The organism is Glycomyces sp. NPDC049804, from assembly GCF_040674615.1.
Taxonomy (GTDB): Bacteria; Actinomycetota; Actinomycetes; order Mycobacteriales; family Micromonosporaceae; genus Glycomyces; species Glycomyces niveus.
On record NZ_JBFAMQ010000012.1, the window covers coordinates 125,342 to 148,821 of the forward strand.

Genomic DNA, 23,480 nt, shown 5'->3' on the forward strand with positions numbered 1-23,480 from the left:
ACAAACGAGTTGGTGGTCTAATGGGATCATGAGCCAGCAAGCCCAAGTCCGCCCCGCCGCGACGCCCGGCCCGGACCCCGAACCGCACTGGGCGCCCACCGGGCGCACCATCGTCCCGCTGGCCGCGGCCGGCGTCTTCGTCGTCGGCCAGCTCTACGTGGTCATCCCCCTCCTCGGGGAGTTCACCGCCGGCTGGCGCGCCGGCACCGCCCAAGCCGCCTGGATGGTCACCGCCTTCGGCTTCGCCTACGCCGCCGGCTTCCTCTTCTCCGGCCCCGCCGCCGACCGGTTCGGACGCCGCCGCGTCCTCCTCATCGGCCTCGTCGCCTCCGCCCTCGCCACCGGCGCCGTCGGCCTCGCCGACGACCTCGCCTCCGGCCTCACCCTCCGCGCGATCCAAGGGTTCACGTCGGCGTTCTTCGCCCCCGCCGCCCTCGCCTACGTCGCCGAACGCATCGCCCCGCCCCGCCGACCCATCGCGCTCACCACGATGACCAGCGGCTTCATCGCCTCCGCGATCATCGCCCAAGCCGCGGCCACCCTCCTCCTGCCCGCCTTCGGCTGGCAGTCCCCGTTCTTCGGCGGCACCGTCGGCGTCCTCGCACTCGCCGCCATCCTCTACTTCGTCCTCGAACCCGACCCCGCCCGCGACGGCACCGCACGCACCAACCCCTTGCGCGCCATGGGAGCGATGCTCCGGCGCCGCGACACCCTCCTGCTCTACCTCGCGACCGCGACGGTCCTCGCCTCGTTCGTCGCCGTCTACACCGGACTCGAGACCGTCGGACCCGAAGCCGTCGCGGGCAACCCGACCGCGATGCTCCTCCTGCGCGCCTCCGCGCTCCCGGCCTTCCTCGCCGCGCCCTGGATCGCCGGACGCCTGCGCAAGTACGCCCCGACCACGCGCGTCGTCGGCGCGCTGGCCGTGGCCGCCGCCAGCGCGTTCCTCGCCGCCGCCGTCTCCGGCCTCGGCGTGTGGGCGATCGCGGTGTGCCTGCTCGAGTTCGTCGGCGGCGTGGCGCTCGCCGCGCCGGGCCTCATCGAGGCCGTCGGCTCGGTCGCCGGCCCGGCCAGGGCCGCCGCAACCGCGCTGTACACGTTCGTCCTGTTCATCGGGGCGAGCCTGGGCCCGCAGTTGGCGGCCTTCGCCGACGCCGCCGGATTCGCGGGCGTCTGCGTCGCCGCCGGAACCCTTCTCGCCGCGGGGTCGATGATCGCCCTCGCTGCGCGCCGTACCAGGAACAGCATGGCCTTACCGGGCCTCTACCCCCAGGAAACCAGATGACGCGAACCGACACCCGCGATGACACCCACACCGCACGCACCCTCGAGCGCCAGGCGCTCTTCGGCACCGGCCTCGCCGTTCCATCCACTTGGGACATAGTGGACGTCCGCGAGGGCGACCACGACGGCCTGCCGGTCACCGTGGTCCGCCGCCAACCGGACGGCTACCGCCTCGGCGGCCCCCACGCCACCGTCGTCGCCGACCGGGACGGCCGCCTCCTCGGCTACACCTGCCTCCGCGCGAACGACCCGGCCAGCCTCCTCGACCGCGCCGAAAGCCGCAGGGCCGCATTCGACCTCATCCGCCGCGCCGCCGGCGCCTACGCCGACGACCTCGCCGTGCAGTGGATCAAGCGGCACGACGAGACCGTGACCGAAGCGGACGGCTCCGTCCGGGCGGTCACCGGCATGAAGGTCAAGACCCGCCATGCCGACGGCCGCTACACCTGGGCCGTCGTCGGCCCCGGCGGCACCGTCCTCACCTACGAGCGCGGTATCAGCTGGGACGCCGCCCGCGCGCGGCGCGGCACCTCGATGTGGCTCCACGACAAGTGGATCGCCGCCCACGACGGGCTCGGCCCGCAACCCGAGCCCCCCTACGCCACCGCACACTGAACGAAAGGAACAGACCCTTGTCTACCCCCACGGTCAAGACCGAGCCGGCGCCGCTGCGCCTCGTCGACGAGCCCGAGCGCTCCGGCGGCACCGGGATCATCCTCTTTCAGACCCTGATCCTCACCTGGGCCGCCGCCTGGCTGACCCTGGTCGTCACCAACAACATCAACGACTTCGGCACGAACCGCGCGCTCATCGCGGGCATGTTCACGATGGACGAACTCGATGCGGACACGGTGCTGGGCAACGGCATCGAGTGGCGCGCGATCCCCGAGGGCCTGGCGGTCCCGGCGCTCATCGGCGTCATCGCCTACCAGCTGCTCACGATCGCGCTGCTGTGGCGCGGCGCCGTCTTCGCCATCAGGGCCCTGCTCCGGCGCGAGCCGGCGCTCCCGGCGCGCGCCCTCCGCGCGGCCAACCTCGGCCTCACCGCGTTCTCCGGCCTGTTCGTCGTGTTCCTCTGCGGCGGCATGTGGTTCGGGTACTGGATGAAGATGGGCCCGGTCCAGATGGTCCACCTCACCGGCCTGATCATCTCGATCCTCGCGGTGATCGTGGTCAACCTCCAGCCCCGCACCCGGGCGTAGCGGCTAGGGCCGTCCGATGCTCCGCGGCCCCCTGCGCGCTCAGGGGGCCGCGGCACTCCGACGACGAGGTCGGTCCGAATCGGACGCGTGGCGCGCCATTCTCAAGGCGATCCCGAAGCACTGCCCCGCCGTTCGAACGCCTCGGTGAGGAGTGCGAACGCGGGCGTGTTTGCGGGCACCGCCTTCGGATTCACATCACCGTAGACAGTGGCCATTACCACCATCTGCAGTGTCGTCTCGGCACCGAATCGCCGCATGATCGAATCGACCCTCCGGCGCAGGTGCCGGTCGGTGATCCCCAGCCATTCCGCGGCCGTCTGCTGGTCCGGGGCGGCGATGAGATGCGCGATGACTTCCCTGTCCCGAGGCGTCGACTTCGGCGCCCGCGGGGGGTGTTCCGGGGTTGTCATTGTGGTGACCTTCCTTGTCGCATAGGGAAACCGGCTGTGCGGTGGGGACGGAAGTTCCTACGGATGATACGTGGACGCGCAAACTGCCCGAGTCCTCCGAACGTCCCGTCTCACTCTTCGTGTCCGAATCCGGACATCCGGTGTTGACAATCCGGGAGGAGCCGGGCAACGATGGATCGCGGCAACGTCGCCACCGTCATCGACTCGGCACTTTCCCTCCGATCCGGACCCCCGCGGAACCGACGGAAACCGTTTCGCCGACATATCGATCTCCCTCCATCCAGGTCCCGGAAAGCGCTACGGCAGCACCGGTCCAGCGGCCGAATGCGCCAATTACTCAGAGCTTCAAGCAAAAGCGCTTCCTCCGGCACCGCGGCGACGAAACACCCCCTGCGACCGAGAGACAGGAGTCGGGCAGACATGCTGGACAGACCACCAGGGCAGGTATGGTCCGAGGCCGTGTTCAACGTGGCCCTGGGCATCGGCGGCGGACACCTCCGCACGGAACTCGAACGAATACTCACCAGACTCGACCTCGTGCGGACCGTCACCACCCACGAGAGCCCCGAGACCGCGATCCACAGCGCCGCGGGGCGGTCCGACCCGCTCGGCCCCGCCCTCGTCTTCCTCGTACTCGACGAGCTGCGGCCCGCCGCCGTGGCGATGCTCGCCGAGAGCGACCTCCGCTCCGTCCTCCTCGTCACCCGCACCGCCGAGGTCGACCTCGCCCAGGTCGCCCGCATCCCCAGCGCCGGCATCCTCGACGCCGAGGACCTGTCCCCCTACGCCGTCCGGGACTGCCTGGAGCGCATCGCGATCGGGGAGCTCCCGATACCCGCGCGGCTCGCGCACCGGCTCCTCACCTCCCGGACCGCCGACACCAAGCGGCCGCCGCGGCTCACTCCGCGCGAACGCGAAGTGGTGCCGCTCCTCGTCGAGGGCATGAGCAACAAGCAGATCGCGCGCCGGCTCGAGATCTCGCAGCACGGTGCGAAACGCCTCGTCGGCAGCATCATGGCCAAACTCGACTCTCCCAACAGGACCTTCGCGGTTACCCGCATCCTCCGAGAGGGCCTGCACACCTCGCGCGCGCCGCGGGAGGCGCACCCCGACGAGGAGCCGCTGCCACCGGTGGCGGCACCCGACCCTTACGTCCTCGAATGTCAGCAGACCACCTGAGAGGCAACGGCATGACCGACCGCACCCGAGCCGCGTTCTTCGACGTGGACGAGACCGTCATCAGCGTCAAGAGCATGTTCGACTTCCTCCGCCACTGGCTCGAGCACAGCGACGACCAGCGGACCTACGAAGCGGCCGCCGCCGAGCTGCACGCGCTCGCCGCCGCGGGCCGGCCCCGCTCCGAGGTCAACCGCGCCTTTTACCGCGGCTTCACCGGGGCCTCCTACGACGCGCTCTTGGAAGAGGGCCGCAAGTGGTATGCGGCCTACCGGCTCCGCCCGGACGCCTTCGTCCAGGCCACCATGGATGCGATCCGGGCGCACCGAAGCGACGGCGACATGACGGTCCTCGTCTCCGGCTCGTTCGAGGCCTGCCTCGCGCCGCTCGCGGAGGAACTGGGCGTCGACCTGGCGCTCGGCACCGTCCCGATCGTCGGCGCCGACGGCCGGCTCACCGGCGACATCGAGCGCCCCATGATCGGCGAGGTCAAGGCCCTGGCCGTCCAGGAGACCATCGCCGCCTACGGCCTGGACCCCGCGGACTGCTTCTGCTACGGCGACCACGCGAGCGACCTCGACATGCTCCAGCAGGTCGGCCACCCGTGCGTGATCGGCGCCGACCCGGTGCTCGCCGAGCACGCCGGACGCCTCGGCTGGACCCGGCTCTCCGCGGCACCCGGCCCGCTCCCGGAGCCGCCGGACGCCGCGTGAACGACGACCGCTCACCCGCCCGACCGAACCGGTGACCGCCACCGGACGCCGGGACCGCCGTTGATCGAGCGGATCCTCCCGGACGGCGTCGCCGCCGCCTGGACCACGACCGACCCCGCGGACGTGCGCCTCTTCCCTGAGGAGGAGGCGCACGTCCGCGGGGCCGTGCCCTCCCGCCGGCGCGAGTTCGCCGCCGGCCGCCACTGCGCCCGGCAGGCCCTCGCGCGTCTCGGCCTGCCCGCCGCCGCCATCCCGACCGGTGACCGGGGACAGCCCATGTGGCCCGACGGCGTCGTCGGCAGCATCACCCACTGCGACGGCTACCGCGCCGCCGTCGCGGCCCGAGGAGACCGCCTGGCGGCCATCGGGATCGACGCCGAAGTCCACCGCCCGCTGCCGACCGAGCTCCACGCGACCGTGCTGCTGCCCGACGAGCGCGCCGACCTCGCGAGCCTGGCCGCCGCCGATCCGGCCGTCCACTGGCCCCTGGTCGCCTTCAGCGCCAAGGAAGCCCTCTACAAGGCCTGGTTCACCGTCACCGGACGCTGGCTCGGATTCCTCGACGCCCGGCTCCGCTTCGACCGCGCCGGCGCATTCACCGCCGACCTCCTCCTCCCTCGTGAAAACGGCCCGTCGCGGGTGCCGTCTTTCGCCGGACGCTGGCATACTGACGGCGCGATCGTGGTCACCGCAGTCACCGCCGAATAGCGTCCACACACTCGCGAATGGACGGGTATACCCGTTCGGGCACCCCCATCCGCGCAGCCCGAAAGTGGATATTGCGGGCCGCCGATCCCCTGCATAGGCTTGCCCGCAAAGGAACTCGAACCGACGGCCACCAGGGCTTCCGCTCCGGCGCCGACATCGCCGTTCGAGGTGAACCTGCTATGCGGCACCCGGCATCGCGGCCTGCGTCGTCGCATTCCTGCTTACAGGGAGGCGTCATGAACATTGCCATTGTGAGACAACTCGCGGAACACGGCGACAGTGAGGCCGTCGTATTCCAAGGCCACGGCAGCACTTATCGGCAGCTCGTCGAAATGGCGGGGGACTGGCAGCGATTCCTCGACGGCCACGACGTCGCCCCCGGCAGCGTCGTCGCTCTGGAAGGGACGTTCTCGCCGCTGCTGTGCGCGGGCCTGCTGGCGCTCATCGAGCGCCGCGTCGTGGTCGTGCCGCTGAGCGCGCTGCCGGCGGCGAAGCGGGCCGAGTTCCTGGAGGTCGCACAGGTCGAGCTCGTGGTCTCGGTCGAGGAGAACGGCGTCCGCGCCTTGGAGCGCACCGGCGTCAGCGCCGACCACGCGCACTACCGGGCGCTGCGCGAGGCCGGCCACCCCGGCCTGGTGCTCTTCAGCTCCGGCACCACCGGCCGCAGCAAGGCCTCGGTGCTCGACTTCCAGAAGGTCCTCGCCCGCTACCGGGCGAAAGGCCGCGACCAGCGCATCCTCTCGTTCCTGAGTCTGGACCACATCGGCGGGATCAACACGCTCCTGCACACGCTCGTCCAGGGCGGCACCGTGATCACGATCGCGAACCGCAGCCCCGAGGCCGTGTTCGCCGCGGTCGAGCGCCACCAGGTCGAAGTGCTGCCGACGACGCCGACGTTCCTGAACATGGTCCTCATCTCCGGGGTCCTGGAGCGGTTCGACAGCAGCTCGCTGCAACTGGTCACGTACGGGACCGAGCCGATGCCGATCCGCACCCTCAAGCGGCTCTCGGCCGCGCTGCCGCGCGTGCGGTTCAAGCAGACGTACGGCCTCTCCGAGCTCGGCATCCTGCCGACGAAGTCCCGCGGCGACGACACGCTCTGGGTCAAGCTCGGCGACGCCGGATTCGAGCACAAGATCATCGACGACATCCTGTGGATCCGCTCGGACATGGCGATGCTCGGCTACCTCAACGCCGACGCGCCGTTCGACGCCGACGGGTTCTTCAACACGCAGGACGTGGTCGAGACCGACGGCGAGTGGATCCGCATCCTCGGCCGCCGCTCCGAGATCATCAACGTCGGCGGCGAGAAGGTCTACCCCAGCGAGGTCGAGAACACCGTCCTCGAGGTGCCCGGCGTCGCGGAGGTGACCGTGAGCGGCCACCCGAGCCACGTCACCGGCATGGTCGTCAAGGCCACCGTGCTCCTGAGCCCCGACTCCGACGAGGACCCCGGGGTGATGCAGAAGCGCATCCGCGCCCACTGCCGCGAGAAGCTCGAGTCGTTCAAGGTCCCCGCGGTCGTGCAGGTCTCGGGCGACCGGCAGCACTCGGACCGGTTCAAGAAGATCCGGGGCGCGGCGTGAGCACCGCGCCGGTGGCCGTGATCAGCGGCGGCAGCCGCGGCCTCGGCATGGTCCTGGCCGAGCGGCTGCTCGACCAGGGCTGGCGGATCGCCACGTTCAGCCGGACCGCGAGCGAGTTCACCGAGGCCATGGCCGAGAAGCACCCTGAGGACTTCCACTGGGCCGCAGTCGATCTCGCCGACACCGCGGCACTGCGCGGCTTCGCTGCCGGGGCCAGGCGCCGGTTCGGCCGGATCGACCTGCTCGTCAACAACGCCGGCGTCCTGACCGAGCAGGAGCTGTTCCTGACCGTGCCGGGCCGCCGCATCGAGGACCTGATCGCCCTCAACCTGACCGCGCCCATCGCCCTCGCGCAGGCCTGCGCGAAGGTCATGAGCGCCCAGCGGAGCGGGCAGATCGTCAACGTCTCCTCGATCAACGCGATCCGCGGCTTCCGCGGCGTCGCGGTCTACGCCGCGGCCAAAGCCGGCCTCGACGGCTTCACCCGCAGCCTCGCCCGCGAGCTCGGGCCGCTCAACATCCGCGTCAACTCCGTGGTCCCCGGCTTCTTCGACAGCGGCATGACCGCCGACGTGACGCCTGAGAACCGCGCGCGCATCCAGAAGCGCACCCCGCTGGGCCGCCTCGCCGACATCGAGGAGATCGCGAACGCCGTCCTGTTCGTGGCCTCGCCCGGCGCCTCGTTCATCACCGGACAGAACATCATCGTCGACGGAGGAATCACATGCTAGACAAGATCGAAGCCCTGAACACCGTCCGCACCCACGTCATCGACCTCCTCGAGGAGGCGGGTGTCGAGCACGGCGCGATCGACGGCTCCGAGGCGCTGAACGCGGTCGGGCTCAACTCCCTGCTGCTCGCGCGCCTCATCATCCAGCTCGAGATCGAGTTCGGCGCCGACCCGTTCGGCGAAGGCGACCTGGTGATCTCGGACGTGCGCACGGTCGGCGAACTCGCCGACGCGTACGCCGCGGCCGCGAGCGTTGGGGTGGCGGTATGAACGCCGCGCACGAGCGGTCGGTCATGGTCGTCGGCGACCGGTTCGAGGAGTTCCTGACGCATCCGGGCACCATCGGAGTGAGCGCGATGCTGGAGTTCCTGCGCATCGGCGCCGGCGACGGCCCGCCCAAGATCACCGTCGGCCAAGGCCTGACGGGGGAGCAGCTGGCCGAGCTGGACAAGTTCGCCGAGACCGGCCGCTGTGTACTGTCTACTCAGGATCACGTGCCGCAGCCGGTGGAGCGCGCGGTGACCCACAAGGTCTACGAGAAGAACGTCCTCATCGGCGATCTCGAGCGGGTCGGCGAGGGCCGCTACCGGACCCCGCTGGTCCTCGACGAGCGAGTCGAGGTCCTCGAGGACCACCTCACGGGCCTGCACATCCCGGCGGTGACACTGCTGGAGGCCGCCCGGCAGACCTGGACCGCCGTCACCGAGCGGTACCTGATCGAGCCGGAGCCGAAGTCGCGGTTCGTCATCAGCCACGTGAACTCGACGTTCCTCAACTTCGTCTTCCCGATCCCGGCGCAGCTCGAGTACCGGTTGCGCAGCAAGGAGAAGGGACCGGTCGGGCACGTCATCGCGTTCACTGTGGAGATCCAGCAGACCGGGCGGATCGCGGCCCGGTTCGAGGCGGAGATCCGGGTGATCCCGGAGCGGTTCGCCGAGAAGCAGGAGGCCATGGCCGCGCGCCAGACGCTGCGCGACGAGACCACGCCGCGCGTACCGACAGGAGTCTGAATCCCGTGCTCTTCACCATCCACTGCCTCGACGGCGACGACGGGGCCGAGCGCCGAACCGAGCAGATGGCCGCGCACTCGGCCCGACTGCGGACCGCCTCGCCGAAGCCGCTGGTCTACGGACCGCTGCTGTCGGATGACGGCGAGCGCGGCATCGGCAGCCTCTTCATCGTCGACGTCCCCGACCGCGCCGCGGCGCTGGAGTGGATCGACGCCGATCCGTTCCGCACCGGCGGGGTGTGGCAGGAGGTGCGCGTTCACCGGTTCCGGCAGTCGGCGAACGCGCCCGTGCAGCTCCCGGTCGAGACCGACTGAGCCGCACGAACACCGGCGCTCCGCGCGCCGCGCACCAGGGGGTCGCGGCACGCGGGGCGCCGGTCCCTTGCGCTGCGAACCGGGACCGCCATGCCTGCGGCGCACCGTCTCAGGCTTGCGGGGCGTCCCGGATCAGGCAGGTGAGGCGACCGGTGCACACGCGCTTGCCGGCCTCGTCGCTGACGACGATCTCGTACGTCGCGGTCGACCGTCCGCGGTGGATCGGGGTGGCGACCCCGGTGACCGTTCCCGACCGGACCGCCCGGTGGTGGGTCACGTTGAGGTCCACGCCGACCGCGATCTTCTCGGGGCCACCGTGCAGCATCGACCCGATCGAGCCGAGCGTCTCGGCCAGCACCGCCGACGCGCCCCCGTGCAGCAGCCCGTACGGCTGCCGGTTCCCCTCGACGACCATGCGCGCCACGACCCGCTCCGGGGCGGCCTCGAGCACGTCTATCCCCATGCGGTCGCCGAGCTCTCCGGCGGAGAACAGCTGGTCCAGGTCCATGCCCGCACCGGCGAACCGGTCGCGGACCTCAGCGGGAAACTCGGTCATCTCGGGCGCTCCGTTCCTGTCCTGCGCTGCGATGCGCCCGCCCAGTCTAGGTCGGCGCCCGCCCCTCAGCGGAAGACGCCGATGACCATCGCGATGAGCGTTTCGACGTCGTCCTCGGCCATGGGCTCGCCGGAGATCCCCATGCGGTGCAGCAGTGCGCCCATGGCGACGTCGATGACGAACCGGACGCGCTGCTCGGATTCGCCGAGCGCGTCCTGCAGCACCCGCAGGTACGGGGCCTGCAGCTCGTTCGCGAGGATCTCGCGCAGGGCCGGGTCGCTCACGGCGTCGGTGAACACGCCCGCGAAGGCCGCGCCGACGCCCGGCTCGCCGATCTTCGCCGCGCCCCAGCGGATCGCGGTGGTCAGCACCTCCTCCCGGCCCTCGCCCACGAGCGGCGCGGGGCCGAACGCGTCCACGAGGCACGCGGTGATCAACGCGCCCTTCGACGGCCAGCGCCGGTACAGCGTCGTCTTCGCGACGCCCGCGGCGACCGCGATCCTGTCCATCGTCGCGCCCGCGTACCCGGACTCGTGTACCGAGCGCAGGGTCGCGGCGAACACGTCGGCGGTGACGTCCGCGCGCGGGCGTCCTGCTCCCGGTGAAGTGGATTCCTGCACGGGGACAGGCTATCCTGCCAATTATGCTACTGGAAGTAGCGTAATTCGACCCGGGAGGACACCATGACCGTCAACGCCCCGCTCGGCGCCCGCCTCTTCCTCAAGGACCGACCCGACTGGGACGCCGTCACCCCGGACGAGATCGTCGCCGGGCGCGCCAAACTCGCCCGCATGCTCCGCTCGCCCGTCATGCGCCTCATCGCCGGCCGCCCCGACCGCCGCGTCCGCATCGAGGAGCACGCCCTCGACCTGCCCGGCCGCCGCGTCACCCTCCGCGTCCACCGGCCCGAGGACCGCCGCGACCGGCTCCCGCTCGTCCTCTCCTTCCACGGCGGCGGCTTCATCACCGGAACCGCCGCCCAGAACGACTGGCTCAACAGCGGCCTCGCCGCGGCGCTCCCCGCCGTCGTGGCCGCCGTCGAATACCGCCTCGCTCCCGAGCACCCGCTCCCCGCGCCCGTCGACGACGGCCGCGACGCGCTCGACCGCCTCGCCGACGACCCCTTCGGCTGGGGCATCGACCCGGCTCGGATCGCCGTCGTCGGCGAGAGCGCCGGCGGCACCATCGCCGCGCTCCTCGCCCAGCGCTCGCGCGAGTCCGGCCCGGCCGTCAGCGCGCAGGTCCTCCTCTACGCCGCCCTCGACTGGACCGCGACCATGACGGACTACCCTTCGGTCGAACGGAACATCGGCCGGCCGGGCCTCTCCGCCGGCGAACTGGGCCTCGCGCGCAGGACCGCCCTTCCGGCGGGTCTCGACCCGGACCCCTTGTCCCCGTTGCAGACCGCGGACCTCGCGGGCCTGCCGCCCACGCTGGCCGTGGCGGGGGAGCTCGACCCGGTGTGCGACCACGCCCGCGAGTACGTCCGGCGCCTGCGCGCCGCGGGCAACGACGCCAGCTACATCGGGTACCCGAACGCGGTCCACAAGTTCATGAGCGTCCCCGGCCTGGTCCCGGCCTCCCGGCCCGCCCGCCGTGAGATCCTCGCCTTCCTGCGCGCCCGACTGCACGCGAACGCCCTGGCGCGCTAGCGAAAAGGGCCGCGGCCGGTTACCCGGCCGCGGCCCCGGGGTCGAGCGGGCCGGAACCCTCATTCGGCGTGCAGGTCACCGTCGGCGTCCGTTCCGATGCCGATGAAGCCCCGTTCCTGGCGACTTCTGGTATGTGTCGAAGCATGTCCTGACCGATTGTGCCGAGGTCCGGGTCCGGCCCGCGGCGACCGAGCCGTTCCAGTCTCCGTCGAGGGCACCCCGAGGGCGCGTCACGCCCGCGGGGATAGCGACGTCCCCGGGATCAACGATCGCTCGGGGCGCGACAGGGCTTTTCTGCCAACGCTTCGAACAGCGTCGCGGCTCCGAGCGTCAGGCGCGTTCGCCTGCTGCCGCCGCGATGCCGAGTCCGATGAGGGCGGTGCCGCCGGTGCGGTTGAGGACGCGCTTGGCTCGCGGGCGCCGGAGGACCTCCCGGGCGGCCGAGGCGACCAGGCCCCAGACCGTGTCGCAGAGGGCCGCGAGCGCCGCGAAGATCGCGCCGAGCAGCAGCATCTGGGCCGTCGCCGAACCCGACTCAGTGTTGATGAACTGGGGGAGCATCGCCAGGTAGAACAGGATCGTCTTCGGGTTGAGCAGCCCCACGACGAACCCCTCCGCCATGGTCGCCAGCGCGCGCTTCGGACTGCCCGACTCCTCTTCCGGCCCCGCCATCAGGCCCTTGCGGTCGCGCAGCGCCTTCACGCCCAGGTACACCAGGTACGCCGCGCCCGCGTACTTCACGATCGCGAACGCCACCGCCGACTCCTGGATGAGCGCGCCGAGCCCGACCGCCGCGAGCGCCGAGGCCAGGAACGTGCCCGACGCGTTGCCCCACGCGGTGAGCACCGCCTGCCTGCGGCCGTACACCAGCGCCCGGCTGACGGTGAACATGACCGAGGGGCCGGGTATCAGGATCAGGATCAGCGAGGCGACGATGAACGCCAGGAACTGCGCGGTGCTCGGCATGGTCTGATCAAAGCACCCGGTCCCGGCCCGGGGCAACCCTATAAGCGGTCGAACCCTGCCGGGTCCGTTTCCGAGCGGTCTCGCATAGCGCGTCACGCATGACATGTGACGTACTACTGCGTCCGGCGGGTTCCTATTTCATGCCTCCATGCCCGCCTGGTTTCGGTCAGGTGACGTGGCGCATAATTTTCGTGAGCTCCCACCCTTTATCCATTCAGGAGTGTTCATGGACCAGCCGCCCAGCGCCGGCGGACCGCCCCCGTCGTCCCGATCCGCCCCGGCCCGCATCGCGCCCCAATTCCTGCCCGCCCCCAACCGCAACCCGGCCGCGCCACCCGACGCCGCGAACGGCTCGACCGGCGGCATCCGGGCGGACCCCGGAACCAGCCCCAGTGGACGACCCGAGCCCCTGCGCGGCGACGAGAGCGGCCATGCGAGCAGCGGCACCGAGATCGACCCGTCCTACCCGACGCTGCTGCAGACCCAGAGCGACACCGCCCGCATCGCGCTCGCCCTCTTCCTGCTCGCCGCGCCCGTCACCGCCGCCGTCAGCGCCTACCTCCTGCCGACCCTCCGCACGATCCAGCTCAGCCGCATCGAAGGCCTCAGCGTCTTCGGCTCGGCCGAGACCATCGGACCTGCGAACTACGACCAGGTCGCCGCCGAAGGCGCCTTCACCGAAGGCCTTGCCGCCCTTGCCGGTCCGATCCTCGTGATGATCCTCGCCGGCGCCGTCGTCGCCCCGCTCGCCGCCTGGCTCCTCCACCGCTCCAGCACCCGCCTGAGCACCGCCGCCCGCGTCGTATGGAGCCTCGCGGCGATCTCGTTCGCCCCCGCCGCGCTCACCGTCGCCCGGCTCATCGACCGCGTCGTCGCCGAGAGCGACCGCCCGGCGAGCCTCTACGACTGGCCCGGCCTCATCGCCGGCGTCGTGGTCGGCCTCGGCGTCCTCGCCGCGCTCGCCGCCATCCGCGGCACCGAGAGCGGCCCGAAAACCGCCGTCGCCGTCACCGCCTGCCTGACCGCGCTCGCCGTCACCGCGTGCGGCCTCCAGACCTTCGCCTACAGCACCATCAGCGGCCTCGAACCCGCCACCCCCGTGGCGCAGATCTTCAGCGGCCTCTACTCCGGCATCTCCCCGGGCCTCTCGGCCGCGAAATCCGTGCTGCTCATGGCGATCCTCGCCGGGCTCGGCATCGCCGCCGCCCTCGTGTTCATCGTCGCCCGCACCAGAATCGACGTCGGTCCGGTCGACCCGGCACCGGCCCGGCCCGCCGCCACGGTCGCCGGCGCCATCGCGCTCACGCTCCTGCTCGCCGCCGTCGGCGCGTTCCTGCTGCCCTGGCTCGCCCGTATGGGCGAGGACACCAGCGAAGGCGCGGACCTGTGGCTGGCGATCCGCCGCACGTGGGGTCCACCGCTCATCACCACCGCCGTCGCGCTCCCGCTCGCGGCCCTCGGCGGCTACGCGCTCGGCTGCCTGCGGCCCTTGGGGAACGCCTCGCGCTGGCTGCTGCTGCCGTTCGCGCCGTGGCTCTTCACCGGCTCCGGGCCGCTCGGCGCGGCGAACCTGGAGGCCGTTGCGGGCGAAGGAGAGTACATGGTGATCGGGTCGTTCCCGGCCCGCGCCTGGGTCGCCGTCCCGCTGCTGTTCGTCTTCACGGCCCTGTACTGGGGCCTGGAGGACCGCCGCCGCGCCGCGCTCATGCGCGGGGCCGAGCCCCGCGAGGCGCGCGCCGCGTTCCTCAAGGAGGCCTGGCCCATGGTGGCGCTCATGGGAATGGCGCTGCTCCTCGTCAACGCCCAGGACCTGTTCTGGCAGCAGCTGACGTTTCAGGACATGCTCTCCTCCGGCCCGATGATCTCGGCCCTGGAGAACCTGGAGTTCGAGCAGTCCGGTGTGGCCCTGGGCTTCCCGGTCCCGCTGGTGGTCCTGTACGCGCTCGCCGCGGCGGCCGCGGCGGTCTGGTACCTGCCGCGCCTGGCGATCCGCACCGGCAAAGACTGAAAGCGGGGGCCGACGGCGGTCGGCCCCCGCTTCACCTCAGCGGCTCAGCCGCGTACGAACTCGATGTCGTGGAAGCGCCGCGCGGCCGTGTCGTAGTGCAGCCGCGCGCCTTCCATGTACCCGAACAACGCGCCCCACTCGTCGTGGTCGGCTTCCGGGAAGAGCGTCACGAGGCCGCATTCGATGTGGCCGCCGTGGCCGATCACGAGGGCCGCGTCGCCGGGCCCGAGCGGCGCCATGAGCTCCGACCACTGCCGGGCGAGCGCGTGCGCGTAGTCGGCGGCGGTGCTGCCGCGCCGGTTCACGAGCCGCGCGAGGCGGGTGAACGGCGCGCCGATGTCGTAGGTGGCGGCTTGGGACTCCTGCAGGAACCCGTTGACGTTGGGGAGGGTGGGGAGTTCGACGGTGACCGCGAACCCCATGGCGATCGCGGTCTCACGAGCGCGCGGCGCGACGCTCGTGGCGACCACTTGGAACGGTCCCATGAGGGTGCCCGACCAGCGGGCCAGCTCGACGCCTTCCTGAGAGAGGTGGACGGCCTCGTCTCCGTTGCGCTTGCTGTGCCGGCGGATCTCGAGCATGGGCATAGGCGGTCTCTTCTCTTCTCGAACACGCTGCGCGGTACCAATCTACGGCTCGGCCGCCGCCGCCTCGCCGGAGGGTTTCGTCAGGGCTTGACCGCGATCCCGGCCATCTGGGTGCGTTCGTACGGCTCGAGCTCCTCGAAGGAGGGGACCTTCCGGTCCGGCTCCTCGGGATGCCAGCGGGAGACGTACTCGAGCCCGGGCGGGACCATCGGCATGCCCTGGAAGTGCCGTTCCAGGCGTTCGACGGGCCGTATCCACCCGTTGCCGAGGGTCTCGAGGCAGCCTTGCGAGAGCCCGCGCTGGGCCTCGTCGCCGGTGTCGGGCCAGGCGGTGAGGAACAGGTGCGAGCCGGACGCGAGCGGTTCCATGAGGGTGGCGATGATCTCGTCCGGCTTCTCGTTCTCGTGGATCTGCATGATCATGCCGACGATGACCAGGGCGATGGGCCGGTCGAAGTCGAGGTGCCCGCGCACCTCGGGGTTGGCCAGGATGCCGGCCGGATCGCGGAGGTCCGCGGTGACCACGGTCGTGGTGCTGTTGTCGGCGAGGAGCGCGCGGCCGTGCGAGAGCACCATGGGGTCGTTGTCCACGTAGACGACCCGCGTGTCGGGGTTGATCTCCTGCGCGACCTGGTGCGTGTTCTGCTCGGTCGGCAGACCGCAGCCGATGTCCAGGATCTGGTCGATGCCCGCGGCGCGGACCAGGTACTGGATGCCGCGGATGAGCGCCTTCCGGTTGAGCCAGGTCGCCTCGCGGACCTGGGGGATCAGTCGCTCGAAGACCTCGACGGCCTCGCGGTCGACCTTGAAGTTGTTCTTGCCGCCGAGGGCGGCGTCGTAGACGCGCGCCGTGGAGGGGACGGTGGGATCGAACCCCCGCGGCGGCCATTTGGCTGCTGACTCGTTCAAGGACTATCCAATCGGCACTGAATGGGCAGGTGTCAGGGGAGCGGGGGCGTCGCTTCGGGCAGTCAGCGCGCGCCCGGCGCTGGAGCGCGCGAGCGGTCCCTCGCCGGTGCGGGACGCCGCTCCAGACTAGCCCATTGGGGAGTCGAACACGAGCGAGTGCACACCGGTCGGGGCGTCCCCCTCCGGGCCTCCTTACTGGGGAAACGCTCCCAACACAGGGACGAAACGGGGCGCCCGGTCGCCGGGCGCCCCGTGTGCGCGGTTGTTTATATAGGGCGAGTCGCTATGCGGCGCTGCCGGTCACGCCTGAGCCGGAACGCTCCACGGTGTACTCGAGCGTCGTTCCGCTCCAGAAGTGGAAGGTGAGGCTCACGGTCGAATTGTCGTCCACGGCCGCGAAGAACGCCTCGGTGAGCGCGATCGTGCCGGCCTCGTAGTCCGGTTCGAACGCGAGGGCGAACTCCTTGAACGCGGTCCAGTCGGCAGGGCCCGCCGGGGTCCCGTCCGCGTAGACCGCCTCCATGGTGGCGAGCTGGTCGCCGTTGAACGCCACGGGCACGTCGAGCCCGGCGGTGGTCCCGCTCGCGTCCTGCGCGACCGGGGCCCGGGAGGAGATGACGTGGAACCGCCACGGCACGCCCGAGGAGAAGCGCGCTTCGAGCACGGCCCGCTCGCCGAGCCCGCCGTCGCCGACGAGGCGGGCCAGCAGGTCGGCGCTCAAGGTCAGGCCGTCGGCGCCCACGGTGTAGTCGGTGCCCTCAGCCAGCTCGGCGTCGCCGTGCGAGAGCCCGGTGAACTCGAGGCCGTTCTCATGCAGCGCGATGGTCTGCGCGGCGGGCGTCTCGCCGGCCGGCACGTACACGAGGTCGGTGGCGGCGGTGCCGGAGCGGCCCTCCCAGGCGCCCGCGACGTGCGCGAACAGCTCGGGGTCCTTCCAGGTGTGGGCGGTGCGGTCGAAGTGCTGGCCGTTGTCCCACCACATGGTGGTCACGCCGGTCTTCGCGGCGTAGTAGCCGAGGTACTCGAAGAACTTCAGCTTCTCGCCCTGCTCGACGACGCCCACGTGCTTGTCGAACCCCAGAAGGCCCCACTCGCCGAGGATGACCGGCACGCCCTTGTCCACAAAGGTGGCCTTGACGCGGTCGAAGACCCCTTCGAGGTCGGCGCGCACCTCGTCGTTGAAGGTGGTGTAGCCGGCGATGTTGACGCTGAAGGGCCAGAACCCGTAGTTGTGCACGGTCGCGGCGATCATCGGGTCGTTGAGGGACGCGATGCTCTCGGCGGCGGCGTCGAGGCGCGGCTGCTCGGCACTGGTGTGCAGCGTCGGGATCACGAGGAGCCGTTCGGCGTTGCCGCCGCCGGAGCCGCGCACGATCTCGTGGAAGGAGGCGTTGAGCTCGTGCAGGAGCGCGTCGCCCTCCTCCTCGCTCACGTCGGCGAACTGGGGCTCGTTGATGTTCTCGAACACGAGTTCCGGCGGGGCGTCGGCGAAGGCCTCGGCGATCTGCGTCCACGCCGCGTCGTACCGGGCGAGGACCGCGTCGTGCTGGGCGGGCATCTGGTTGACCCACTGCCACGAGTCGTGGTGGATGTTGATGAGGACGTAGAAGCCGTCCTCGAGGGCGAGGTCCACGACCTCTTCGACGCGGTCCATGTACGCGGTGTCGATCGCGTACGGGGCCGCCTCGTCCTGGTGCGCGGACCAGGTGACGGGGATGCGGATCGAGTTGAAGCCCTGGGCCCGGATCGAGTCGAGCAGTTCAGGAGTGATGCGCGGGTTGCCCCAGGCGGTCTCGTCCTCGCCGACGGCGTCGAGCGAGTTGCCGAGGTTCCAGCCGGGCTGCATGGCCGCGACGGTCTCGGCGGCGCTGAGCTGCGCGGTGTCCGCGTGCTCGGTCTCGGTTTCGGCGAAGGCGGTCCTGACGGTGAACGCGGCCGCGGCGGCGGCCGCGACCGCGACCACGGCCGCAAGGAGCCGGATCGGTTTGCGTCGCAAGGGTGATCACTCTTTCTATGCGCCGCGGGAGGGCATGCCGGGTCGGCCTTCCATGCTTGGCGCGTTGAATCGAATTTGCCGGGAAGATCCCGTATTGCGGGGTCGAAACGCTCCGGCAATGATTCCAGGGCGAGCCACATATGTCAATCTTTCGGTCAGCTGTAACAACAAAGAAACTGCCTGTCAGCACGGGTCCGGAGCCGCCGGTGCGCGCGGCTTCCGGGCCGGCGGGGTGGTCGATGACACCGGGCACCGGGCGTGGCCTGCGGGTAAGCTTGGTCTATGGAGGAGCACACGGGCGAGCCGATGAGCATGGGGACCGCGTTGGTGCGGACCGCGTTCCTGGTCGACGCCGTGTACGCCGACTCGGTGCGCGAGTTCGACCTCACCATGGCGCAGGCGCAGCTGCTGTGCGTCCTCATCGCCCGGCCGTTCGGCATGCTCGAGCTGGCCAAGACCTTGAACCTGGCGAAGTCGAGCGTCTCCGGGCTCGTCGACCGCTCTGAGAGGAACGGCCTGGTGCGCCGCGAGGCCGACCCCGCCGACGGGCGGGCGTTCCGGGTGGCCCTCACCGAGAAGGGCGCGCAGCTCGCCGAGCAGTTCCACGACGAGACCGTCAAGCGGGTGGCGGAGCTCCCGCTGGGCCTCAGCGCCACCGAGCAGGAGGTCCTGGCCGGACTGCTCAGCCGGGTGGTCGTGGACAACCGCGTGCCGGTCGTCTTCACCGACTCCGGCTGCCCGTCCGCGAACCAGACCTGCACCGAGAGCTGAAGGCGCCCAGTGCGTTTCCCGGCATGACGAAGCCCCCGCCTCGGGTCGAGGCGGGGGCCTTCCCCGTCCTGTGACGATCAGGCGGACGGGGGAGTCTCGCTACGCGGTCGGCTCGAGCCGGAACGCGGCGTCGAAGTAGCCGGTCATGAGGTCGCGGCCCTTCCATTCGATGACCGATTCGAGCGGCACCAGCGCGGGGCCGTTCTCGGTCGGGATCTGGCCGACGCCGAGCTCGGGTCCGAGCGGCACGATCGCGACCCGCACGGGCGAGGGCTCGTACTCCTGCTCCGGCGCTTTCCCGTTGATCTGCGCGATGATGTTGGCGGCCACCACTTCCGCGTGCCGGCCGGCGAAGGCGGCGCGCTTCTCCTCGTTCACATCGGTGACGTCGCCGATCGCGTACACGTGCGCGTGTCCCTCCACATTGAGCTTGGGGGTGACGGGCAGCCGGCCGCGCCGGTTCAGCGGCGCGATGCCGCCGTTCTCGAGGTACCCGGAGTTGGTGCTGGCCCCGAACGCCCGGAACCAGATGTCGGCCTCGATGCGCTCGCCTTCGGCGGTGACCGAGACGGCTCCGGCGCGGCCGGGCTCGACGGCCGGCTCGTCGTCGAGGCTCGTGCCGAGGCGCACCTCGATGCCGAGCTTCTCGAGCTGCGCGTGGAGCTCGGTGCGCAGTTCGGGCTCGTAGCCGGGCATCAGCTCGCGGGACGGGTCCACAATGGTGACCTGCTTCTCGGGCCACACGGCCTTGATCTCGCCGGCCAGCTCCAAGCCGACCGGCCCCGCCCCGGCGATGAGCACGCGAGCGGCCCCGGCCAGTTCGGTGTGCGTCGCCTTGAAGTGCGCCAGGGCCTCATCGGTGGAGTCGGCGCGGGTCTTGGCCGGGTACGGATAACCCGAGCCCGTGGCGACCACGATGTAGTCGGCCTCGACCCGCGCGCCCGAGGCGAGGGTGACGCCCCGCTCGTCGACACCGGCGGCGTATTCACGGATCTGCCTGCCGCGCTTGATGATTCCGTCGTAGGGATAGAAGATCCGCGCCGCGAACTCGTCCGGCCGCGTGAGGGCCCGGAGCGATGCGGCGGCGTGGACGAAGGCGTCCTTGGGTTCGATCAGGACCACGTCGGCGTGCTCGTCGAGCGCTTTGGCGAGGGCGGCGCCGCCGTACCCGCCGCCGATGATCGCCACGGTCTTGCCCTGCTGCGTCATGTCGTTCCCTTTCCGGAAAACTAGTTCGTATAACGAACCATAATAGTTCGCAGTACGAACTACAAGGTGCGAGTCCGATCCGGTCCCGTGACACCGCTCACGCGCCAGACCCCAACCGCCGCTAGGTGACACAACGGAGAAACTTCGCTACCGTTCTGCTATGAGCGACGTCACAAATGCCTCGAATGACCTGCCCGGCAACCCGCTCCGGCAACTCCACCTCGACCAGCTCCGCCAGCGCACCAGCAGCAAATGGCGCGAACACCCCGCCGACGTCCTGCCCCTCTGGGTCGCCGAGATGGACGTCCCCCTGGCCGAACCGATCACCAAGGCCGTCACCGATGCCATGGCCGCCGGCGACACCGGCTACCCCCACGGCACCGCCTACGCCGAGTCCTTCGCCGAATTCGCGGCCGCGCGCTGGGACTGGAGCGACCTCGCCCCCGCCCGCGTCCGCCCCGTCCCCGACGTCATGCTCGGCGTCGTCGCGATGCTCGACCTCATCACCGCCCCGGGCGACGCGGTCATCGTCAACAGCCCCGTCTACACGCCGTTCTACGACTTCTGCGCCTACAACGGCCGCAAGGTGATCGAAGCGCCGCTCGGTCGCGACCACCGCATCGACTTCGCCGCCCTCGCCGAGGCCTTCGAACTCGCCCTCGGCCGCGGCAGACGCGCCGCCTACCTCCTCTGCAGCCCTCACAACCCGACCGGCACCGTCCACACCGCCGCCGAACTCGCCCGGGTCGCCCGCGTCGCCGACTCCTACGGCGTCCGCGTGGTCGCCGACGAAGCGCACTCCCCGCTCTGCGCCCCCGGCACCGCGTTCACGCCCTACCTCACCGTCCCCGGCGGCGAGAACGGCTTCGCGCTCACCTCCGCCGCCAAGGCCTGGAACCTGCCCGGCCTGCGCGCCGCCCTCGCCGTCGCCGGACCGGCTTCCGCCGCCGAACTCGCCCGCATGCCCGAGGAGCTCAGCGGTAGCACCAGCCACCTGGGCGCCATCGCCCAGACCGCCGCCTACCGCGAAGGCGGCGCCTGGCTCGACGCCCTCCTCGCCGGACTCGAAGAGAACCGCCGCCACCTCGCCGCCGCGATCGAAACCCGACTCCCGCAAGTGGTCTACCGCCCGCAGCCGGGCACCTACCTGGCCTGGCTCGACTGCCGCGCGCTCGGCCTCGGCGACGACCCCGCCGCGGTCTTCCTCGAACGCGGCCGCGTCGCCCTCAACGCCGGGCACCGCTTCGGCACCGGTGGCGCGGGCCATGTGCGCCTCAACTACGCGACCTCGCCGGAGATCATCACCGAGGCCGTCGACCGGATGGCCACCGCAGTCGCCTAGTTGACAGGTACCTGTCAATTGACGTAGCCTCGGAGGCATGGAACTCAGCCCCCGAGGCCTCGCCGTGTCCGAACTCGCCATCGAGGTCTTCCGCGCCAACGGCGCCCTCCTTGCCGCCGGCGACGCCCTCGCCCGGCCCGCCGGGCTCACCAGCGCCCGCTGGCAGGTCCTCGGCGTCATCGACCACGCCCCGGCGACGGTCGCCGACATCGCCCGCACGATGGGCCTGCGCCGCCAGAGCGTGCAGCAGACCGCGGACGCGCTCGCCGCGGACGGCCTCGCCGCCTTCACAGACAACCCGCGCCACCGCCGGGCGAAGCTCCTCGACCCGACCCCGGCCGGACGCCGTGCGCTGGCCGAAGTCGAACGCGCCCATGCCGTCTGGGCCGACGCCCTCGCGGCCTCCCTTGCCCCGTCACAGATCGCGACCGCCACGGCGGCCCTGCGCGCACTCACCGACGCGCTCGAACCGGAAGGAAGCCGATGAGCGGCACCGTCGTCACCGGAACGGTCACCGTTCCCCTGCTGCCGTGCAGGTCCATCGACGAGACCAGCGAGTTCTACGAGATGCTCGGCTTCCGCCGCACCCACCACCAGACCCGCCCGAATCCGTACATCGTCATGGCCCGCGACGACTGGCAGCTGCACTTCTTCGGCCTCGACGCCCTCGACCCCGAGGCCAACTACGGCACCTGCCTGGTGTTCGTGCCCGACACGGGGTCGCTGTGGGACGAGTTCGCGGCGGGGATGCGGAAGGTCCACGGCAAGGTCCTCGTCTCGGGGACGCCTCGCGTGACCCGGCCGCGCAAACGCGGCAACACCGGCAACCGGGCCGGGTTCTCCCTGACCGACCCGAGCGGCAATGTCATCCGCTTCTTCCCGCAGCATGACGACGCCGAGAAAGCCGAAGCGCCGCAGGGCAAACTGGGCCGGACCCTCGTCAAGGCGGTCATCCTCGGCGAGTCCAAAGGGGACACCGTCCAGGCGGTCAAGCTCCTCGACTCGACCCTCGCCCGCCACGGCGGCGACGCCCCGAAGCCCGAACTGCTCGACGCGCTCGTCTACCGGGCCGAACTCGCACTGCGCGAAGGGGACGACGCGAAGGCCGCCGCCCTCGTCAAGCAGGTCGAGGACACCGAACTCACCGACGCCGAACGCGACGCCGCCGCGAGCGCACTCGCCACGGCCGCGGACTTGGCGAAGCAGCTCTAGCGACGCCAGCGCATCTCGAGGTCGGGGAGGCCCTCTTCGTTGTCGCTGCCGCCGCCGACGACGGTGAATCCGTGCCGCGCGTAGAAGGCGCGGGCGCCGGTGTTCTGCTCGAACACGTGCAGCCGCAGCTCGCGGCGGCGGCGCTTCGCCTTCGCGAGCAGCGCCTCCCCGATGCCCCGGCCTTGGTGCGCGGGGTCGAGGTAGAGGTGGTCGAGCGAGTCGCCCTGCAGCGCAGCGAACCCGACCGGGACGCCGCGCATCTCGGCGACCCACAGCTCCGCTTGCGGGGCCATGATGTTCGCGACCCACCAGCGCGTCTGCTCGAACGTGTGCAGCGTCGGCAGGTACGCCATGCGGCCTCGGGCGGCCCAGAAGATCGCGGTGATCGCCTCGGCGTCCCCGGTCCAGCCGCGCCGAACGAGCGGCAGTGCGTCGTTTCGCATGAGTGTGGCCGCCCAAGAGAGCCGCGAAGTCGCGAGCGACAGGTCGTAGTGGCGGGTGTGTCGTCGGCGGGCGTTCGTGACCTGGGTATGAAGGGTCGAGAGCAGCCGGCGTTGTGAGGCGTCGAGGCCCAGACCCAGGAAGGCGTCCACCAGCCCGGACAGCTCCTGTTCGAGCGGTGTGAACGGCTCCCAGACCTCGGGCGGGCCGTGGAACTCCCGATCCCGGTCCCGCAAGTACCGCACGGCGACGGTCGCGGCCTCGTGGGCGTCCGGGCCGGGCCAGCGCTGACTGTGTCGGTAATGCACTTCCTCGCGGTCGGCCTGGATTCCGAGGTGTTTGAGCGCAGTCCGGCGCGCAGCGTAGGAGTCCATCTCGGCAAGCCACACGTTCCGGGAGGTCTCCAGGCGGGCCAGGGCCTCGAACAGTCCGGACTCATCGAGTGGAACCGGTCGGTGCGGATCGGTGCTTGTGATGAACTGCCATGTCGCGTGGAAGCCGATCCGTCGGTAGTGCTCAACCGCGCAGCGCAGGGCCGTGTAGCGCTGACCCATCGGCAGATCGGGGTTGCGGACGCGTCGGATGCGAGTCTGGTAGGTCATCGGCGGGCCTGCGCCGGGAAGGAGTGGGGCACCGCGACACCCTCCCACGCAGGTCCCGGATCCGCCAGTGCTTTGCGGTTTGCCCGCCGCAGCGGCG

Annotated in this window: 26 protein-coding genes; 17 read left to right on the plus strand and 9 right to left on the minus strand. The window is 71.0% G+C overall.

Going from position 1 to position 23,480, the window contains the following annotated elements; genetic code table 11:
• The first annotated feature begins 28 nt into the window (after positions 1–28).
• Genes AB0K52_RS19010 through AB0K52_RS19020 form a run of 3 tightly spaced genes read left to right on the plus strand, consistent with a single transcriptional unit; the run spans position 29 to position 2,486 of the window.
• Positions 29–1,285, plus strand: coding sequence for an MFS transporter (locus AB0K52_RS19010; protein WP_363533832.1), 1,257 nt, complete (start codon positions 29–31; stop codon positions 1,283–1,285).
• Entirely contained in the window at positions 1,282–1,899 is a 618-nt protein-coding gene (locus tag AB0K52_RS19015; protein WP_363533835.1) for a hypothetical protein, read from the plus strand. The genes AB0K52_RS19010 and AB0K52_RS19015 overlap by 4 nt, the downstream gene beginning before the upstream one ends.
• A gap of 17 nt (positions 1,900–1,916) precedes the next feature.
• Positions 1,917–2,486, plus strand: a complete 570-nt coding sequence (locus tag AB0K52_RS19020) for a DUF2165 family protein (RefSeq protein ID WP_363533838.1) — start codon at positions 1,917–1,919, stop codon at positions 2,484–2,486.
• A gap of 101 nt (positions 2,487–2,587) precedes the next feature.
• Here AB0K52_RS19020 and AB0K52_RS19025 read toward each other — a convergent pair whose 3' ends face one another.
• Positions 2,588–2,896 carry a hypothetical protein gene (locus tag AB0K52_RS19025; RefSeq protein ID WP_363533841.1) on the minus strand — a complete coding sequence of 103 codons (309 nt, stop codon included), beginning with the start codon at positions 2,894–2,896 and terminating at the stop codon, positions 2,588–2,590.
• A gap of 420 nt (positions 2,897–3,316) precedes the next feature.
• On the opposite strand from AB0K52_RS19025, the gene AB0K52_RS19030 reads away from it, so the two are divergent.
• The 8 genes from AB0K52_RS19030 to AB0K52_RS19065 all read left to right on the plus strand — a co-directional run bounded on the left by AB0K52_RS19030 (position 3,317) and on the right by AB0K52_RS19065 (position 9,133).
• A complete protein-coding gene (locus AB0K52_RS19030) occupies positions 3,317–4,075 on the plus strand; it encodes a LuxR C-terminal-related transcriptional regulator (protein ID WP_363533843.1) in 759 nt (252 codons plus the stop codon).
• Positions 4,076–4,086: 11 nt separating this feature from the next.
• Positions 4,087–4,785, plus strand: a complete 699-nt coding sequence (locus tag AB0K52_RS19035) for an HAD-IB family hydrolase (RefSeq protein ID WP_363533846.1) — start codon at positions 4,087–4,089, stop codon at positions 4,783–4,785.
• 60 nt (positions 4,786–4,845) lie between these two features.
• Positions 4,846–5,493, plus strand: a complete 648-nt coding sequence (locus AB0K52_RS19040; protein ID WP_363533849.1) for a 4'-phosphopantetheinyl transferase superfamily protein — start codon at positions 4,846–4,848, stop codon at positions 5,491–5,493.
• Positions 5,494–5,729: 236 nt separating this feature from the next.
• The gene (locus AB0K52_RS19045; protein WP_363533852.1) at positions 5,730–7,079 is read left to right on the plus strand and encodes a fatty acid--CoA ligase family protein; all 1,350 of its coding nucleotides are present in this window, start codon (positions 5,730–5,732) and stop codon (positions 7,077–7,079) included.
• The gene (locus tag AB0K52_RS19050) at positions 7,076–7,810 is read left to right on the plus strand and encodes an SDR family oxidoreductase (RefSeq protein ID WP_363533855.1); all 735 of its coding nucleotides are present in this window, start codon (positions 7,076–7,078) and stop codon (positions 7,808–7,810) included. Before AB0K52_RS19045 ends, AB0K52_RS19050 begins: the two co-directional genes overlap by 4 nt.
• Entirely contained in the window at positions 7,804–8,079 is a 276-nt protein-coding gene (locus AB0K52_RS19055; RefSeq protein WP_363533857.1) for a phosphopantetheine-binding protein, read from the plus strand. The genes AB0K52_RS19050 and AB0K52_RS19055 overlap by 7 nt, the downstream gene beginning before the upstream one ends.
• A complete protein-coding gene (locus AB0K52_RS19060) occupies positions 8,076–8,819 on the plus strand; it encodes an AfsA-related hotdog domain-containing protein (protein WP_363533860.1) in 744 nt (247 codons plus the stop codon). Before AB0K52_RS19055 ends, AB0K52_RS19060 begins: the two co-directional genes overlap by 4 nt.
• A 5-nt stretch (positions 8,820–8,824) precedes the next feature.
• A complete protein-coding gene (locus AB0K52_RS19065) occupies positions 8,825–9,133 on the plus strand; it encodes a YciI family protein (RefSeq protein ID WP_208498597.1) in 309 nt (102 codons plus the stop codon).
• A 109-nt stretch (positions 9,134–9,242) separates the two neighbouring features.
• On the opposite strand, the gene AB0K52_RS19070 is transcribed toward AB0K52_RS19065, so the two are convergent.
• Positions 9,243–9,689, minus strand: coding sequence for a hotdog fold thioesterase (locus tag AB0K52_RS19070; protein ID WP_363533863.1), 447 nt, complete (start codon positions 9,687–9,689; stop codon positions 9,243–9,245).
• A 65-nt stretch (positions 9,690–9,754) separates the two neighbouring features.
• Positions 9,755–10,309: a TetR/AcrR family transcriptional regulator gene (locus tag AB0K52_RS19075; RefSeq protein WP_363533866.1), complete on the minus strand. Its 555-nt coding sequence runs from the start codon at positions 10,307–10,309 to the stop codon at positions 9,755–9,757.
• Positions 10,310–10,372: 63 nt separating this feature from the next.
• On the opposite strand from AB0K52_RS19075, the gene AB0K52_RS19080 reads away from it, so the two are divergent.
• Positions 10,373–11,341 carry an alpha/beta hydrolase gene (locus tag AB0K52_RS19080; RefSeq protein ID WP_363533869.1) on the plus strand — a complete coding sequence of 323 codons (969 nt, stop codon included), beginning with the start codon at positions 10,373–10,375 and terminating at the stop codon, positions 11,339–11,341.
• Between the two features lie 330 nt (positions 11,342–11,671).
• Here AB0K52_RS19080 and AB0K52_RS19085 read toward each other — a convergent pair whose 3' ends face one another.
• Positions 11,672–12,307 (minus strand): LysE family translocator, encoded by a 636-nt coding sequence (locus AB0K52_RS19085; RefSeq protein WP_363533872.1) that lies wholly within the window; start codon positions 12,305–12,307, stop codon positions 11,672–11,674.
• A gap of 226 nt (positions 12,308–12,533) precedes the next feature.
• On the opposite strand from AB0K52_RS19085, the gene AB0K52_RS19090 reads away from it, so the two are divergent.
• A complete protein-coding gene (locus tag AB0K52_RS19090) occupies positions 12,534–14,315 on the plus strand; it encodes a hypothetical protein (RefSeq protein ID WP_363533875.1) in 1,782 nt (593 codons plus the stop codon).
• Between the two features lie 44 nt (positions 14,316–14,359).
• On the opposite strand, the gene AB0K52_RS19095 is transcribed toward AB0K52_RS19090, so the two are convergent.
• From AB0K52_RS19095 to AB0K52_RS19105, 3 genes are all read right to left on the minus strand, one after another.
• Positions 14,360–14,902: a hypothetical protein gene (locus tag AB0K52_RS19095; protein WP_363533878.1), complete on the minus strand. Its 543-nt coding sequence runs from the start codon at positions 14,900–14,902 to the stop codon at positions 14,360–14,362.
• A gap of 80 nt (positions 14,903–14,982) precedes the next feature.
• Positions 14,983–15,810: an SAM-dependent methyltransferase gene (locus AB0K52_RS19100; protein WP_363533881.1), complete on the minus strand. Its 828-nt coding sequence runs from the start codon at positions 15,808–15,810 to the stop codon at positions 14,983–14,985.
• 283 nt (positions 15,811–16,093) lie between these two features.
• The gene (locus AB0K52_RS19105) at positions 16,094–17,806 is read right to left on the minus strand and encodes a cellulase family glycosylhydrolase (RefSeq protein WP_363533883.1); all 1,713 of its coding nucleotides are present in this window, start codon (positions 17,804–17,806) and stop codon (positions 16,094–16,096) included.
• A 306-nt stretch (positions 17,807–18,112) separates the two neighbouring features.
• On the opposite strand from AB0K52_RS19105, the gene AB0K52_RS19110 reads away from it, so the two are divergent.
• Positions 18,113–18,577 carry a MarR family transcriptional regulator gene (locus tag AB0K52_RS19110; protein WP_363533934.1) on the plus strand — a complete coding sequence of 155 codons (465 nt, stop codon included), beginning with the start codon at positions 18,113–18,115 and terminating at the stop codon, positions 18,575–18,577.
• A gap of 99 nt (positions 18,578–18,676) precedes the next feature.
• Here AB0K52_RS19110 and AB0K52_RS19115 read toward each other — a convergent pair whose 3' ends face one another.
• On the minus strand, positions 18,677–19,786 hold the full coding sequence (locus tag AB0K52_RS19115; RefSeq protein WP_363533886.1) for an FAD-dependent oxidoreductase: 1,110 nt from the start codon (positions 19,784–19,786) through the stop codon (positions 18,677–18,679).
• A gap of 160 nt (positions 19,787–19,946) precedes the next feature.
• Between AB0K52_RS19115 and AB0K52_RS19120 the strand changes: the two genes are divergently transcribed.
• The 3 genes from AB0K52_RS19120 to AB0K52_RS19130 are packed head-to-tail and all read left to right on the plus strand — an operon-like array spanning position 19,947 to position 22,340.
• Positions 19,947–21,128, plus strand: a complete 1,182-nt coding sequence (locus AB0K52_RS19120; RefSeq protein WP_363533889.1) for an aminotransferase class I/II-fold pyridoxal phosphate-dependent enzyme — start codon at positions 19,947–19,949, stop codon at positions 21,126–21,128.
• Positions 21,129–21,165: 37 nt separating this feature from the next.
• Positions 21,166–21,615 carry a MarR family transcriptional regulator gene (locus tag AB0K52_RS19125; protein WP_363533892.1) on the plus strand — a complete coding sequence of 150 codons (450 nt, stop codon included), beginning with the start codon at positions 21,166–21,168 and terminating at the stop codon, positions 21,613–21,615.
• The gene (locus AB0K52_RS19130) at positions 21,612–22,340 is read left to right on the plus strand and encodes a VOC family protein (RefSeq protein ID WP_363533895.1); all 729 of its coding nucleotides are present in this window, start codon (positions 21,612–21,614) and stop codon (positions 22,338–22,340) included. The genes AB0K52_RS19125 and AB0K52_RS19130 overlap by 4 nt, the downstream gene beginning before the upstream one ends.
• On the opposite strand, the gene AB0K52_RS19135 is transcribed toward AB0K52_RS19130, so the two are convergent.
• Positions 22,337–23,383 carry a GNAT family N-acetyltransferase gene (locus AB0K52_RS19135; protein ID WP_363533898.1) on the minus strand — a complete coding sequence of 349 codons (1,047 nt, stop codon included), beginning with the start codon at positions 23,381–23,383 and terminating at the stop codon, positions 22,337–22,339. The genes AB0K52_RS19130 and AB0K52_RS19135 overlap by 4 nt on opposite strands.
• Between the last annotated feature and the right edge of the window lie 97 nt (positions 23,384–23,480).

Coding starts and splice junctions, on each gene's coding strand:
- AB0K52_RS19010 (WP_363533832.1), top strand. CDS start 29: ATGAGCCAGCAAGCCCAAGTCCGCCCCGCCGCGACGCCCGGCCCGGAC.
- AB0K52_RS19015 (WP_363533835.1), top strand. CDS start 1,282: ATGACGCGAACCGACACCCGCGATGACACCCACACCGCACGCACCCTC.
- AB0K52_RS19025 (WP_363533841.1), bottom strand. CDS start 2,896: ATGACAACCCCGGAACACCCCCCGCGGGCGCCGAAGTCGACGCCTCGG.
- AB0K52_RS19030 (WP_363533843.1), top strand. CDS start 3,317: ATGCTGGACAGACCACCAGGGCAGGTATGGTCCGAGGCCGTGTTCAAC.
- AB0K52_RS19035 (WP_363533846.1), top strand. CDS start 4,087: ATGACCGACCGCACCCGAGCCGCGTTCTTCGACGTGGACGAGACCGTC.
- AB0K52_RS19045 (WP_363533852.1), top strand. CDS start 5,730: ATGAACATTGCCATTGTGAGACAACTCGCGGAACACGGCGACAGTGAG.
- AB0K52_RS19055 (WP_363533857.1), top strand. CDS start 7,804: ATGCTAGACAAGATCGAAGCCCTGAACACCGTCCGCACCCACGTCATC.
- AB0K52_RS19060 (WP_363533860.1), top strand. CDS start 8,076: ATGAACGCCGCGCACGAGCGGTCGGTCATGGTCGTCGGCGACCGGTTC.
- AB0K52_RS19070 (WP_363533863.1), bottom strand. CDS start 9,689: ATGACCGAGTTTCCCGCTGAGGTCCGCGACCGGTTCGCCGGTGCGGGC.
- AB0K52_RS19080 (WP_363533869.1), top strand. CDS start 10,373: ATGACCGTCAACGCCCCGCTCGGCGCCCGCCTCTTCCTCAAGGACCGA.
- AB0K52_RS19085 (WP_363533872.1), bottom strand. CDS start 12,307: ATGCCGAGCACCGCGCAGTTCCTGGCGTTCATCGTCGCCTCGCTGATC.
- AB0K52_RS19090 (WP_363533875.1), top strand. CDS start 12,534: ATGGACCAGCCGCCCAGCGCCGGCGGACCGCCCCCGTCGTCCCGATCC.
- AB0K52_RS19095 (WP_363533878.1), bottom strand. CDS start 14,902: ATGCCCATGCTCGAGATCCGCCGGCACAGCAAGCGCAACGGAGACGAG.
- AB0K52_RS19110 (WP_363533934.1), top strand. CDS start 18,113: ATGAGCATGGGGACCGCGTTGGTGCGGACCGCGTTCCTGGTCGACGCC.
- AB0K52_RS19115 (WP_363533886.1), bottom strand. CDS start 19,786: ATGACGCAGCAGGGCAAGACCGTGGCGATCATCGGCGGCGGGTACGGC.
- AB0K52_RS19120 (WP_363533889.1), top strand. CDS start 19,947: ATGAGCGACGTCACAAATGCCTCGAATGACCTGCCCGGCAACCCGCTC.
- AB0K52_RS19125 (WP_363533892.1), top strand. CDS start 21,166: ATGGAACTCAGCCCCCGAGGCCTCGCCGTGTCCGAACTCGCCATCGAG.
- AB0K52_RS19130 (WP_363533895.1), top strand. CDS start 21,612: ATGAGCGGCACCGTCGTCACCGGAACGGTCACCGTTCCCCTGCTGCCG.
- AB0K52_RS19135 (WP_363533898.1), bottom strand. CDS start 23,383: ATGACCTACCAGACTCGCATCCGACGCGTCCGCAACCCCGATCTGCCG.